This is a genomic window from Bradyrhizobium sp. MI1.11, from assembly GCF_055811255.1.
This window is the reverse complement of sequence record NZ_JBVVPM010000098.1, coordinates 1-14312: the sequence shown is the minus strand read 5'-3', so window position 1 is coordinate 14312 and position 14312 is coordinate 1. Positions and strand designations below refer to the sequence as shown.

The 14312-nt window shown below is 60.5% G+C and carries 12 protein-coding genes and 1 pseudogene; 3 read left to right on the top strand and 10 right to left on the bottom strand.

Translation table 11 applies throughout. From position 1 onward, the window contains the following. Nucleotides 1–95 precede the first annotated feature (95 nt). Both AC0L30_RS41090 and AC0L30_RS41085 read left to right on the top strand, forming a co-directional pair. The gene (locus AC0L30_RS41090) at nt 96–1976 is read left to right on the top strand and encodes a xanthine dehydrogenase family protein molybdopterin-binding subunit (RefSeq protein ID WP_473406648.1); all 1881 of its coding nucleotides are present in this window, start codon (nt 96–98) and stop codon (nt 1974–1976) included. 709 nt (nt 1977–2685) lie between these two features. Next, nucleotides 2686–2829, top strand: a pseudogene (locus AC0L30_RS41085) (glycoside hydrolase family 15 protein); the annotation flags it as partial. Nucleotides 2830–3022: 193 nt separating this feature from the next. Here the strand turns inward: AC0L30_RS41085 and AC0L30_RS41080 are convergent. From AC0L30_RS41080 to AC0L30_RS41050, 7 genes are read right to left on the bottom strand one after another with little or no spacing between them, the layout of a single operon-like run. After that, entirely contained in the window at nt 3023–4579 is a 1557-nt protein-coding gene (locus AC0L30_RS41080; RefSeq protein WP_473406647.1) for a class I adenylate-forming enzyme family protein, read from the bottom strand. Nucleotides 4580–4589: 10 nt separating this feature from the next. Further along, nucleotides 4590–5006 (bottom strand): Zn-ribbon domain-containing OB-fold protein, encoded by a 417-nt coding sequence (locus tag AC0L30_RS41075; RefSeq protein ID WP_473406646.1) that lies wholly within the window; start codon nt 5004–5006, stop codon nt 4590–4592. A 1-nt stretch (nt 5007) separates the two neighbouring features. Then, on the bottom strand, nt 5008–6180 hold the full coding sequence (locus AC0L30_RS41070; protein WP_473406645.1) for a thiolase family protein: 1173 nt from the start codon (nt 6178–6180) through the stop codon (nt 5008–5010). A gap of 1 nt (nt 6181) precedes the next feature. Beyond that, nucleotides 6182–6976 (bottom strand): enoyl-CoA hydratase/isomerase family protein, encoded by a 795-nt coding sequence (locus AC0L30_RS41065; RefSeq protein ID WP_473406644.1) that lies wholly within the window; start codon nt 6974–6976, stop codon nt 6182–6184. A gap of 21 nt (nt 6977–6997) precedes the next feature. Then, nucleotides 6998–7759, bottom strand: a complete 762-nt coding sequence (locus AC0L30_RS41060; protein ID WP_473406643.1) for an ABC transporter ATP-binding protein — start codon at nt 7757–7759, stop codon at nt 6998–7000. Next, nucleotides 7756–8613, bottom strand: coding sequence for an ABC transporter permease (locus tag AC0L30_RS41055; protein ID WP_473406642.1), 858 nt, complete (start codon nt 8611–8613; stop codon nt 7756–7758). Before AC0L30_RS41055 ends, AC0L30_RS41060 begins: the two co-directional genes overlap by 4 nt. A 21-nt stretch (nt 8614–8634) precedes the next feature. After that, nucleotides 8635–9747, bottom strand: a complete 1113-nt coding sequence (locus tag AC0L30_RS41050) for an ABC transporter substrate-binding protein (RefSeq protein ID WP_473406641.1) — start codon at nt 9745–9747, stop codon at nt 8635–8637. Between the two features lie 90 nt (nt 9748–9837). On the opposite strand from AC0L30_RS41050, the gene AC0L30_RS41045 reads away from it, so the two are divergent. Then, the gene (locus AC0L30_RS41045; protein ID WP_473406640.1) at nt 9838–10791 is read left to right on the top strand and encodes a LysR family transcriptional regulator; all 954 of its coding nucleotides are present in this window, start codon (nt 9838–9840) and stop codon (nt 10789–10791) included. A gap of 242 nt (nt 10792–11033) precedes the next feature. Here AC0L30_RS41045 and AC0L30_RS41040 read toward each other — a convergent pair whose 3' ends face one another. The 3 genes from AC0L30_RS41040 to AC0L30_RS41030 all read right to left on the bottom strand — a co-directional run. After that, nucleotides 11034–12365 carry an MFS transporter gene (locus AC0L30_RS41040; protein WP_473406639.1) on the bottom strand — a complete coding sequence of 444 codons (1332 nt, stop codon included), beginning with the start codon at nt 12363–12365 and terminating at the stop codon, nt 11034–11036. A gap of 73 nt (nt 12366–12438) precedes the next feature. Beyond that, a complete protein-coding gene (locus tag AC0L30_RS41035) occupies nt 12439–13245 on the bottom strand; it encodes an enoyl-CoA hydratase/isomerase family protein (protein ID WP_473406638.1) in 807 nt (268 codons plus the stop codon). Nucleotides 13246–13275: 30 nt separating this feature from the next. Then, the coding region (locus AC0L30_RS41030) for an AMP-binding protein (RefSeq protein ID WP_473406637.1) at nt 13276–14312 on the bottom strand (1037 nt) is incomplete at its 5' end.

The window sequence follows — 14312 nt, the reverse complement described above, 5'->3', positions numbered from 1 at the left end:
AACGCCGGCGGAGGCGCTTGACGATCTTCTGTTATGAGTGAAAGTAACTGGTGTTGCGACGACCGTTTGAATCCGCCAGCGGGCAGCCAATCGCTGTGGTGCTCGCCCGGACGCAGGAACAGGCCGATCACGCCAGATCGCTGCTCCGCTTCGAATATGAGACCGAGGCTTCGGTCACCTCCTTTGCCGAAGCCAAGGCCAAAGGCACGGAGACCGGCCAGGTCGGGGGCCGGCCGCTCAAGATGGAGCGCGGAGATACGGACAAGGCGCTGGCCGCCGCGCCGTACAAGGTCGACATCAGCTACACGAGCCCGCGCCAGAACCACAACGCGATCGAACTGCACGCCTGCACGGTCGCGTGGGAGGGGGATACGCTGCACGTTCACGACGCCTCGCAGCTCGTCGCGCACAGTGCCTGGAGCCTCGCCCATGCGTTCGGGATCGCGGAAGAACAGGTTCGCGTCACCTCGCCGTTCGTCGGCGGCGGCTTTGGCGGCAAGTGCCTGTGGTGGCATCAGATGCTCGCCGCGGCGGCGGCCAAGCTGTCCGGGCATCCGGTGCGGATGATGCTGTCGCGCGAAGGCGTCTACCGCATCGTCGGCGGCCGGGGTTCGACCGAGCAGCGCGTCGCGATCGCCGCGCAGGCGGACGGCACCTTTGACGCACTGGTCCATACCGGGACGGTGGCGGTCAGCCCGCACAAAGCAATGGCAGAGCCGTTCATCCTGCCGGTGATGAGCGCCTATGCCTGCGGCAGCCTCAAGTTCCACCTCGAAGTCGCCTATGTCGACATGCTGGCCAGTACCTTCATGCGCGCGCCCGGCGAAGCGGTCGGTACCTTCGCGCTGGAAAGCGCGATCGACGAACTCGCGGTGAAGATGGGCATGGACCCAATCGAACTGCGCCTGAAGAACGAGCCAGAGACGGATCCGTTGACCGGCGCGCCGCCATCGCAGCGCGATACGAAAAAGGCCTACCGCGACGGTGCCGAGCGGTTCGGTTGGTCGCAGCGCGGTGCGCCGGGCAGCCGCCGCGAGGGCGAGTGGCAGATCGGCATGGGCGTAGCCACCGCGACCTACCCCTATTACCGCGAGCCGGGCGGCGCAGCGCGCATGACGCTGTCACGCGACGGCGGTGTGACAGTCGAGATCGCCGCGCACGAGATGGGCATGGGGACCATGACGGCCCACACGCAGGTGATCGCCGACCGCCTTGGATTGCCGCTCGACAAGGTTGATTTCTGCTATGGCGACAGTTTCCAGCCCGGGGTGGTACGGGGGGCCGGCGCGCAACAGACCGCCTCGATCGGCTTCTCGGTCATCGCCGCACATCGCGAGCTGGTGGTAGAACTGCTCAAGCTTGCGGGCAACGATACGCCACTTGCCGGGCTGACGGCGGACGAAGTGGGTGGCTTCAACGGCGGTCTTGCCAAGCTAGACGAGCCGGGCCGGCACGAGAGCTACGCCTCGATCCTGGCACGTGCGCAGCTGGACGAACTGGTGGTCGAGGGCACCGCGCCGCCGCCGCTCGAGTCGCAGCATTGGTCGATGCACAGCCACGGCGCCATGTTCTGCGAGGTCGCTGTCAACGCGGTAACCGGGGAGATACGGGTGCGCCGCTTCCTCGGCTCGTTTGACTGCGGTCGCATTCTCAATCCCAAGACAGCAGCCAGCCAGTTCCGCGGCGGCATCATCATGGGCATCGGCCTTGCGTTGATGGAGGAGACGCAGTTCGACGAGCGGCTCGGGCGCATCATGAATCCAAGCCTCGCCGAGTACCATATCCCGGTGCACATGGACGTACCCGAGATCGAGGTGATCTGGACCGACATACCCGATCCGCACGCACCGATGGGCGCACGTGGCATCGGCGAGATCGGCATCACAGGAGTTGGCGCGGCGGTAGCAAACGCCATCTTCAATGCAACAGGCCGTCGTATTCGCGACCTGCCGATAACATTGGACAAGCTGCTATAGCGAGTTCACGCAGGACACTCGGCGCTAGTTGACGACGACGATGATCGTCGTTGCTGGGCTTACTTGATGTGCCGCCAGTCGGGATCAGGAGCGTAGCGGCGGCGGCACAATAAACAGCTTCGTCCGCAAAATTGAACGTCTATGGCGCGACGAAAGATTGACTCCGTCCGGGAACCCCGTCGCTCGCGTCTGTTCACGTTCGTTTCGCTCAAATTCGTTGCGATTTCATTGCGGCATTCCTCGACGAGAACGACAGCTGGCGAGGAAATGAGATCATGCCTGCAGCCGTCTTGACGTAAGCACCCCAAAGTCCTGACCGAGTGCCTAATTAAGAGTCAGCTCCTCTCAGAAACTTCGCAGGTAGATTCACCCGCTGTGAAAATCGGAAGCGCCAAGGGGGCTCGAAGCCGCCTGAGCTTCTGCAGACGTCACATTCAATCAAGGAGTGATCGCCCACGCTTGCCGTAAATATATCTTTCTTGATCTCCCGGTGCACACGTGGTGCACACGCCGCCTTCTAACCATTTGAAAAAATTAAACTCTCGGTCCAATCCATCATGGGGAAGTTTGAGATAGATCTAGCCAATGAAAGCCTGCGCAATCTAAGTCGCAGATCCAACGACCACTCGCGCCGACAGCTCCCGCTTCTCCCAAGCAAGGATTTCCAAGCAGGCCCTCGCACGATTGGTCGAGCCGCAGCGAAGCGGCTGGACCGTACTCGGAGGCGGTTCTGCGGTCACTGATCACGCTCAAGGCGCTGACGTTCGCACCGAGCGGTGGCATGGTTGCCGCGGCGACGACCTCCCTTCCGGACCAGATCGGCGGCTCCAGATACTGGGATTATCGCGTCTGTTGTGAATCGGCAGCGGCGGTATCGATCTGAAGGAGATTAAGAAGGCCTCGTTAGGATGGCGTCAGTTACGATAAAGAATTGCTGCCGCTAGTTCAACGGGCCGAGCCCGGCGCCGAGTAGCAAGTTCCTGCCCCGCCCCCATAAATCCCCCTGTTCCTGCGTCTCGGAGATAACACTTTTCGTGGTTGAGGCTCTAGGCGCTTTTTTCCCGGGACCCGACGCTGGCGACGACGCCAGCTGCCTGATCCCGCAAAGATCGTTTGAGGACCTTACCTAGAGAATTTCGCGGTAGCGCGTCGACTACGATTACGTACTTGGGCTTCTTATATCCGGCGACCAGGCTACGCACGTGTTCGACAACTGACGAAGGTGTCGGGCTTGCGCCTGGACAGCGCTCGACAAAGGCCGCGACCGCCTCTCCGAAGATGGCATCGGGCACTCCGATGACAGCGGCATCGGCGATCTCAGGATTTTGAAGCAGGGCCTGCTCGACTTCCTTGGTATAGATATTGAAGCCGCCGCTGAGCACCATATCCTTCTTGCGATCGACGATATAGAGATAGCCGTCGTCGTCCGCCTTGGCGATGTCGCCGGTATGAATCCACCCGTCCTTGATGGTGTTTGCTGTCTCGTCGGGCCGATTGTAGTAACCCCGCATCACGGAATACCGGCCCGGCTGCCCTACGCGCACCAGTAGTTCACCCGGCTCACCGGTCTTGACCTCGATACCTGCATCATCGACGATCTGAATCTCAACGCCTGGGGTCGGTCGGCCGATCGAGGAGGCGTGATCAAACTGCTCTTCATGTGAAAGCGAGGTTACTCCTCCGACCTCAGTCATGGCAAAAAACGACACCAGCCGCACGTCCGGCAGCAGTGCTAGAAATTGTCTCTTTAGTTCGACCGGGAACGCTTCGCCCGTCACGACGATGCGCCTCAGCGATGCGCAGCGCGAAGGATCGTCTTTGATCTCGGGAAGTAGCATCCGGCATACCGTCGGGACCATACCGACGACGGTGATCTGTTCTTTCTCGATCGTGTCGACGGTTTCACGCGAATCGAACTTCTTCATGACGACGAGCGTTCCGCCGAGCGCCAGCGAATTGGCGAGCCGGGCAAAGCCGGTCCGATGAGCGAGCGGCGTCGTCACAAGATAGCGGTCTCCGCTCGAAATTCCCCATTCGACGGCGTTTATGAAACAATGCTGAACAACAACATTCGAGTGCGTTAAGATCGCTCCCTTCGGTTTTCCGGTCGTCCCCGAAGTGTACATTATGATTGCGTCGTCCGATTCGATCGACAGTCGCGGCAACGGACCGGGTTCCGCGTTTCTAAGCTCCGCATATTCGACCGCGCCCTCCACGCCCCTTCCCGTGGTGATCCAGACCGCATCCGGATTTGCCTGCAGAACTTCGGAGATGGACGCGTCGCCCCCTTCGAAAACAATCGCCAAGGGCTGACTGTCGGAACAGATGTGCTGCAATTCATGCGGCGTCAGCCGCGTCGTGACCGGGATCACGATCGCGCCTACCGAGAATGCCGCATAGAATAGTTCGACGATCTCGATGCCGTTGGGAAGAAACACGACGATTCGATCGCCCGGACCGACGCCTTGCGACCGAAGACCGCTCGCGACGCACCGGATTCTACGGTCGAGATCCCGGTAGGTGAGCCGTTCGTCGCCGCAGACCAAAGCAATCTTGTCAGGGTGACGCACGCCTTGCGCGTTAAGTATAGTTTCCAGGCGCATATTGAATGCCTCAAACGACGTTAAAGGCTGGATACTGGACGTCGTCAGAAAGCCGATCCCACGCCACTTCGACGCGTTGGCCGATTCTGACCGCATCGGCGTCCTTGTTCAGGACGTTGCCAAGGATGCGCACGCCTTCGTCGAGCTGGACGGTTGCGACCGAGAGGGGAAGTCGGCCGTCGAGACCGGGGCCGGGAACGCGGATCACGGTGCAGGCATAGATCGTGCCCTTACCGGCCACCTCGCGCCATTCCAAATTCCGGCTGCCAGTGAAGATGCTCACCGGGCGCGGATAGTGCTGAAACTGGCCGGTATCCTTGCAGTACTGCAGCACCAGTTTGCCTGCCTTGGCTCCATCCCAGAACGGCTTGGTGTCAACGTAAACTGAAGGCTTCGGGACGGGACGTCCCGTCTTTTCATCAGCCATTTTATGCCTCCAAAATCATAGCGGCGCTGGTACCCCAGTTCCGCGCATAGGGAATCACGCCAATGCCGGTCACCAGCGCGTTCTTCGGATTTGCCACCTGGCGTCCACCACCTTCGCCAAACAATTGTCGAACTGCCTCGGCCAGATTGAGCCCCCCGCTGGCAAGTCCGGGCTGACCGGCCGAGATCTGGCCTCCTCCGGTGTTGAGCGGCAGCGTTCCCTTGTGCGAGAGATCAGTATCGAGGATAAAGTCGCTGCCCTGCCCACGCTTGCAGAAGCCGAAATCCTCGAACTTCATCATGACGGCGATGGTGAAGTCGTCATAAGGCTGGAACATGCGAATGTCCTCCGCTGTCAGGCCTGATTGCTTAAAGACCTTCGGCGCTATCGCCGAGAAGCCGGTCTCGGTGATTTCCGAGAGCGGCTTACTGCCGTTGAAATTCGTCACCTCGGCATAGGCCGTTGGAAATGCCATTTTGGTGATCCCGAGGCTGCGAGCCCTTTCTTCTGTCGTTACGAGAAACGCGTTCGCGCCGTCGCAAAACATGACGCAGTCGAGGAGACGCAGCGGATCGGCAATGACGCGCGATTTTTCATAGTCTGCCATCGTAATCGGCGTCTTGAACTTTGCGTAGGCGTTCTCGTTGTGGAGAGCATGTTCTCGCTGCGTAATCGCGATCTTTCCCAGCGCTTCCGCCTTGATTCCGAACTGATGGTCATACCTGCTCATCAGAAGCCCGAAGGTCGCCGGCGGGCCTTGGACGCCGGGCGGATCCTGGAATTCGGAACGGTAGGCTCCGTAGTTTGCACGCCACGCTGTGCTTGGAGCGTCCGCGGACAGAACGACGACGACCTCGCAATGTCCGTCGCGAATGGCGGATGCCGCGCGGGCAACGCCCCCGGTCGCCGAGCATCCGCCGGTTCCGCCGTAGTTGAGCCAGGTCGGCGTAAGGCCCAATGCCTCAGTCATGTAGACGGCGAAGAACGGATTGGGACATTCGCTCAGTGGAGTGGTCACGGAGAGGCCGTCGATGACATCCTTTGAAATGCCGGTTGCGGCGAGAAGCTTGGCCAACGCCTCGCCTCCAAGATCGAACGCGCTGCGTCCGGTCTTGAAGTCGATCGCCGTCTCCGAATAGCCGGCGATTACGATGTCGCGTTTCTTCGCAGTCATGTCACTCTCCGCGGAATTCTGGCGATCGCTTTTCACGAAAAGCCTTCAGCCCTTCGTCGCGATCTTTGGTGAAGTAAAGCAGGAAGGAAGCGTCACCTTCGGCGTCAAAGCCGTCCGCAAGCGACATGTCGATGCCACGGTCGATCACGGACTTGGTCATCATCACCGGGATCGGCGCGTTGTCGCTGATGCTTTTCGCGATTTCGCGAGCCTTTTCCAGCGCCTTCCCCTGCTCGGTGACGTGATTGACGATACGGTAACGCTCGGCCTCTGCGGCGGTGATCCGCCTGCCGGTCCACATCAATTCCTTTGCAAGCGGCTTGCCTATTAACCGTGGGAGCGTCTGGGTGCCGCCACCACCGGGCATCATTCCGAGCTTGATCTCGGGCAGCCCGAATCTTGCGTTCGCGCCGGCGACTATGATGTCTCCGACGAGCGCGAGCTCGAGACCGCCGCCCAACGCGAACCCTTCGATAGCGACTATCAGCGGCTTGGTGAAACCACCGATGTCCTTGAACAGCCGATTCACCTTCCGGGTCCTCTTCCGGAATCGGTAAAAATCAAAATACCCGTTTTTCTCAATCTGGAACTCGCTGGTGTCGATGCCCGTGCAAAATGCCTCGTCGCTGCCAAGCAAAATGACTGCGCGTACGCTCCTGTCGTGCTCGACTTCATTGAGTGTCGCGAGGATCTCGTCGGCCGTCTGTTCGCGAAGCGAATTCAGCTTGTCAGGTCGGTTGATCGCAATTTCGACCCAGCCGTTTTCGCGGTTGAGGATGACATCCTGGTAGCTCATGTCTCTTCGTCTCCGATGATTTCAATGCTCGGTCTGTGATTCACCACCCATCGCCGATGCGATCTGCGCGTGAAGTTCGGCGGTCTTGCGTGGGTCACACCTCGCTTCGTCGCTGATCTGAACCTCGAGCGCGACCCTGGCTGGAGGGCTCAACACGAGCGCGCGGTCGGCCATTTCGAGTGCGTCGTCAATCCGGTGCGTAATCAGCAAGCAGGTCTTTCGAAATTCGCGCGCTATCTGAAGAAAGTCGCGGCGCAACGTTTTCGACGTCACATGGTCGAGCTGACTGAACGACTCGTCGAGGAACACGATTTCGGGGTCGATGGCGAGCGCGCGGGCAAGCGAGACGCGCTGCCGCATACCTCCCGAAAGTTCATGGACATATTTGTCGTCGGCAGCCTCGAGACGGACCCGCGCAAGCCACTCTCTGGCGCACGCCCGTGCCTGTGACCTGGAGTTTCCCAGAATAAGAAGACCCAATTCGACGTTCTCAACTGCCGTCCGCCACGGCAAGAGCCTGTCGGTCTGGAAGCTGACCGAAAGCCGTCCCTTGAGCGCTTTGAAGGACGCATAGGGATCGAAGCCGGCCACCCGGATCTGACCGGAGTTCGGGCACGTCGTACCCATGATCAAATTCAGGACCGTGCTTTTTCCAGCACCGGTCTGCCCGAGAAGAACGACAATTTCGCCCCGGCGGACACTCATCGAAAGGTTATCGACCGCCAGATAGTTCCCGAACGTCTTGGTAACGTCGCGAACCTCAATGAGAGCTTCTTCGCTCATCTTACCGTCGCCTCCGTACGCCATTTCAGAGAGATCTTTTCCAGTCCGTTCACGAATGCCTGCAACAGCAGGTTCAGGATCACGAGGAAGAAGGTCCATGCCAGCACCTGATCGATCCGAAATGTCGACTGGGCGAGATTCATTCGCGCGCCGATGCCAACCGCGGATGCAACGAGTTCGGCGAAGATCACCATCCGGATCGCGTAGCCGATCACCGATTTCGTGGTAAGGAAAATGTAGGCCACAATGTGCGGGAGAATGAGATAGCGAAGCACCTGCCAACGCGACGGGCGGAAGCTCTCGATCATGTCGACGAGCTCCTTCGGTAACGCGCGTACGCCTTCGTAGACATTGAGAGCGTAGAACGGCAGCAGGATGACGAGAAGAATGAAGAAAATGCGTGATTCCGGATTTTTGAACCAGAACACCGCGATCAGCATCCACGACAGCGCGGGAATACCGGTATCGATAACGACAATGGCCTTCAGATATGGGCGAACGGAAGAAAACATTCCCATCGCGAGACCGATCAACACCCCAGCAACCATCGCAATCGTGACGGAAATGGTGAGACGGACGAGTGTGACGGCAACGTGGTAGGGATCCGAAAAGAACAGCTTCCTTGCCGCGTTCCAGACGGTCACGGGCGACGGCATGATGTAGTCCGGCACGAAGCGGCTGGTGATTTCCATTGCGGCAAGAAGGACAATGACAACAACGCACGTCGCGAAAATATCGCGTCTTCCCTCAGGATTCTTCCGCGCTGCGGCCACTCCGGCCAGCGGCTTAACGAGTTCCGCAGCCACTGAGCGCTCCGGAGGCGAGGTTCGATCGGCTTCTACCGCAATGGACATCCGTCTTTCCGTCATGTTTGGTCAGGCGGCAAAGAAGTTTTGATCGACCGGCCTGGTCAGCAGGCCGTTGCGCGCTAGAAACTCGCTCGCAAGAAGTATCGACGATCTCGAAAGGTCATCGCTCATAGGCCGGTAGTTGAAAGCGAGCCGCTTCGAACTCATGGCCTCCTTGAGCGTATCTGGCGCAATGCCAGTCTTGCTGCCGAACAAATCGACGGCCTTCGTCGTATTCGCGTTGATGCCGCTGAGGCAATCTTCGAAGACCTTGCTGACCTTCGCTGCGATACCAGGACTGGCATCGGCTAATTCCTTCCGGATCGCCACGCCAAAATAGGGTAGCTCCAGCCCGCCAGAGAGCCGTTTGTAGACGTCGCCCGCCTTCAAGATCACACGTAAGTCAGGCTTCTTCATCAGACCGGTCGTTATGTTGGGCTCCCACGACAAGGCCGCGTCAGCTCGATCGGCCATCAGCAGCGTCACCGACGCGGCAGGATTGTCGACGTTCTGGATCGTCGCCTCTTTTTCGATGTCGAATGCGAACGCCTCGTTGATGAGGGCTTTGACCATGCGATAGGTACCGGTCGACTGCAGGGCCGCGATCGTCTTGCCTTTGAGCTGAGACACGTTGTCGACGCCGCCCTTGGGCGCCAACAGAGCGATCATGTTGGCGTCGGTGATCGTACAGAGGTACTTGATGGGCACGCCGGCCTGGTAGCGGGCAGCGAAGGTATCCCAACTCCCAATGCAGACGTCGTAGTTTCCAGCGACGAAGTCGTTGTAGTAGGTCGACACGGCCGTATACGGAGCCGGATCAGGAAAGGAGAGACCGTTCTTGCTGCCGAGGTCGTTGGCGAGAATGTACTGGACCGGCAGTACCGTAAAACCCGGTTGCAGCGATGCCCATCGCACCCGAATATCCGCAGCTGCCAGCGCGTGCCGGATGGATGATGGCAACGCAAATGAGCTCGCGGCCGCAGCGGCGAGTAAGTTTCGCCTAGAAAGGTGCGCCATTGTCTCCTCCCGGATCGGTGCGTGGACCGCGTCTTTTTTTGCTTTTTGGCTTCGCTGCGCCCTGGTCCGGAAAGACCAAATCCGATCTCGGCCCGAACCTTGAATTGACCCTATGCTTGCCAAAGTCGGGACGATAGCGCATTTTCGACCCCATGCCGTTCCAAATATGGGACGAAATGGAATGGGATCCCCGGGGTGGGAGGAATGCAGGCTATGACCAGAAAATTGGACCTGAACGCCCTCCTGCTGTTCTTCGAGGTCGTCAATGCGCGCAGCATCAGCAGCGCGTCGAGAAAGCTCGATATTCCAAAATCCACAGTCAGCCGTAAGCTGATGTTTCTGGAAGATCAGCTCGGAGCCGTCCTCTTCAAAAAGGGAGGCCGCAAGCTTGCAGTGACCGACATCGGCCAAGCTCTCTACGAGCACTGCGAACGCATCGCCGCCGAGATAGAGGAAGCGGGTCTCGGAACAACGCGAATGCAAACCGAGCTGCGGGGAATGCTCCGGGTCAGCATGCCCGTGGATTTCGGCACCGGCTGGTTAAGCAGCGCAATCGCCGCATTCGCCGTCAGTTATCCCGACATCCACCTCGTGATTGACGCCAACAGCCGGTGGATCGACGTATCGGTCGAACCCTACGATGTGGCCGTGCAATTGGGCACTCTTCCCGAGACGCACGGCGGCATCCGCCACCTGGCAAGCATTACGCGTGGCGTTTATGCGAGCCCGTCGTTTCTGGAAAGAAGAGGCGTTCCCCTCAGCGTCGACGATTTCGAGCGCTTCGATTGCATCGTGACCGAACATCAGCGCGCCGAAGGCGTCTGGAATTTCCGCAGCGGGCTTGGTGTCAAGGTGATCGACGTTGTCGGACGGATCTCCGTGAATCATATCGGCGTGGCACGCGAACTCGTAATCGGTGGAGTCGGACTTGGCATTCTTCCGAACATCATGTGTCAGAACGATGTAAGAGCCAAACGACTGGTTCGCGTGCTCACTGACTGGGAAAGTCCGTCACTACAGGTCAGTGCGACATTTCTCGGCAAGCGCAAGGAGTCGCGACGTCTGCGCGCGTTTCTCGATTTTATGGAGCGCAAGCTCAAGATCGAAGGAAGCGCCGGCCAACCGTTGTCGGCCGTGCAAGGCGCGGCTGAACTGACAAGGTCTTGAGGTAGCGTTGTCCGACGAGGTCGCCGCTTCTAGACCACTCCGAAATTCCGATAGCGTGCTTGATCTCGATAAAGTCGTTCCGCGCCTCATAACCATGAAGCTGGCCTGGTCCGCTGCGGCGACAGCCCCCCGCTGCCCCCGGCAAACAGATTGTTGTGGTCGTTTATCTACATAATGCCATTCCGCAACGCGCAAACACTGTCGAGCAGATTGCGGCCTGCGATCGGACGCGCCGAGCTTGCTCAGCGGAAGTTGCCCTTGGTCTCGGGGATCACGACCGCACCGATGAGATAGATCACAAACACGCCGGCCGCGAAGTAGGCAAGCGACAGGGGAATCTCCGCAGCGCTGCCGCTGACCAGCGAGACCAAAGTCGGCATCATGCCGCCCAGCGCAAAGCCGATATTCCAGGACAGGCCCGTGCCGCTCGCGCGCAACGCTGTCGGGAAACGTTCGTTTAGGAAGATCAGCACCGGTGCGTAGCCGGCATTGCCGATGAAGGCGATGGCGAAGGCATAGAGCGTGATCTGCGTCGTGTCCTTGGTAGCAGCCAGATTGAGATAACAGAGCGGCAGCAGCACCGCTGCCAACACGCCGATGATCAGGAACGTCTTCTTACGGCCGATGCGGTCGCTGAGCGCACCGACCAGCACGGCGGAGAAGAACGCCGAGACGCTGGCACCCATCAGGATCAGCGACGAGGTCTGGTTCGGGACCGCGTTGATGACTTTCAGGAAGCTCGGCAGATAGCCCGAGGTCAGATAGTAGCCGGCACCGCCGCCGAAGGTGATCAGCAAATTGACCAGCAGCACGCCGCGATACTCGCCCGAGAACACGTCCTTGACCGGTGCCTTCGAGACCTTCGCCTGCTTGTTGCCCTGTTGACGCTTGAGCTCCTTGAAATAGGGCGACTCCTCGAGATTGCGGAAGATGAACCAGCCGAGCAGCGAGCTCAGCAAGCCGGAGAAGAACATGAAGCGCCAACCCCACACGGCGAAGGCATCGCCCGGGAAGATCGAGGACGTAATCAGGAAGATGAAGGACGCCAGCAGTGCGCCGATGCCGGCGCCGCCGCCGCCGACCAGTCCCGACATCGCGCCGCGCCAGTGCGCCGGCACAGACTCGGTGCCGATGGTGTGGGTGGACGCCACGACGCCGCCGACGAAGATGCCCTGCACCAGGCGCAGGATCAGGAAGATCACCGGCGCGATCACGCCGACTTGCGCGATGGTCGGCAGCAGGCCGAAGGCCGCCGTGCTGATGCCGACACCGACGATCGCGATCAGCATGGCCTGCTTGCGGCCGTGCACGTCGGCATAGTGACCGAACACCGCCGAGCCGAGCGGCCGCATCAACAGCGTCACGGCAAACGAGCCATAGACCGCGGCCAGCGACAGCGCCGCATTGCTCGATGGAAAGAACAGCGCGCCGACGACCGGCGCGACATATAATAGAATGAACAAATCAAACAGGTCGAGCGCCCATCCGAGCACCGAGGCGATGATCGCATTGACCATCTGCTTGTTGTCCGCCGAGCTTCGCGCACCCGCGACCGGCATATCCATCTCAGCCATGTTGTTTTACCTCCCCCGTTTTGATAGAGCCGCGGTCCGCGCCATTGCGAACCGCGGCAGTTCTTCCCGCGTATCAGCGGCCGGCGAATTTCGGCGGGCGCTTGGCGTTGAAGGCCTCGACGCCTTCCTTGAAGTCCTCCGACTGGCGCAGGCGGCTGTAGCAATGGCCCTCGAGCTCGATGGCGATGGCGAGCGTCGAATCCTCGGTGTCGTTGAGGAGTTTTTTCGCCGTGCGCTGCGCCAGCGGCGAGAACGTGCGGAGCTCGTCGACCAGCTTGTCGGTCGCCTTCTCCAGCTCGGCGTCCGGCACGCATTCCGTCGCGATGCCCCAATCGAACGCCTGCTTGGCCGGGATGCGCTTGGAGCGCATCACGATGTCCTTGGTGCGGGTGATGCCGACCATCTTCTGCAGCCGCGCCGAACCGCCCGAACCCGGGATCTGGCCGAGCTTCTGCTCCGGCAATGCGTATTGCGTGGTCTCCGACGCGATGCGGAAGTCGCAGGCGAGTGACAGCTCGAAGCCGACGCCGAAGCAATAGCCCCGGTTGGCGACGATGACGGGCTTGGCGCAGCGCGCCGGTGCTGCGATGTTCCAGGCGAGCTTGGAGACGTGCTCGGGGCTCGCCTCCATGAAGCCGCCGATATTGCCGCCGCTGGAGAAATGCTCGCCCTCGCCGCGCACCACAATGATGCGGACGCGCGGATCCTCGTCGAGCGTCTCGAAGGTCAGCCGCAGCTGGTCACGCTGCGGCATTGCCACGATGTTGTATGGCGGACGGCCCAGGATGATGTCGGCGCGCTCATGCGCCTCGTCGATCTCGACCTTGAACCCGTCGAGCTTGGCGAGCCGGGCATCGGCGAATGTGTAGGGTGACGGCATGTTGGCTTCCTTCTGTTGAGTGCGTGATGATCAGGCGGCGTCCGACGGCGGCAGGCGCTCGGCCTCGTATTCTCCGGCAACGAGCAGTCGCCGCAGCAGCTTGCCGACCGGCGATTTGGGAATCGCGTCGACGAAGACGTAGCGGCGCGGCCGCTTGAAATTGGCGAGGCCAGAGGTGCGGCAGAACTGCTCGAGCTCGACATCCGACACCGGACGGTTGCGTTTCACGAAAGCCGCGACGACCTTGCCCCATTTCTCGTCGGCGATTCCGACCACCGCGACCTCGTCGACCGCCGGATGCAGCGACAGACAGCTCTCGATCTCGACCGGCGAGACGTTCTCGCCACCGGTGATGATCATGTCGTCGACCCGCCCGGTGACGAACAGGTCGCCGTCGGGATCGACGAAGCCGGTATCGCCGGTGAAATACCAGCCTTCGCGCAGCGTCTTGGCATCAGCTTCCGGACGGCGCCAGTAACCTTCGAAGGCTTCATCGCCGGCAAGCGTCGCGATGATCTCGCCCTCCTCGCCGACGGCCGCAAGCTCCGCGACCGATCGCGCGCCGATGCGCACGACCTTGATGTGCTGGTTCAGCCCCGCCTTGCCCGCCGACCCCGGCTTTGCCGCCGCATTCTGGTCGATCGTAAAGGTGTAGATCTCGGAGCTGCCGTAGTGATTGACGAACAGGTTCGGCTTGAACGCCTCGTTCAGCTTCTTCAGCAGTCCATCGGTCATCGACGCGCCGGCAAAGCCGAGCTTGCGCACGCTCGAGACGTCTGTCCCGGCAAAGGCGTCGTGGTGGACGAGGTCGTGATAGAGCGTCGGCACCAGATAGAGATTGGTGATCGCCTCCTGCTCGATCAGCGCCAGCGCCTGGCGGCTGTCATAGCGCGGCAGGCAGACGAAACTGCCGCCGATCAGCGACATCGCCAGTAGCGAGCGGACGCCCATGGTGTGGTAGAGCGGCATCACGCCGAGGGTGCGCTCGCCGCGGCCGTAGAGATTTTGCGCGACATGGGCGATCGCAGCGGCCCGCTCGGCGCGATGCCGCCGCGGGACGCCTTTCG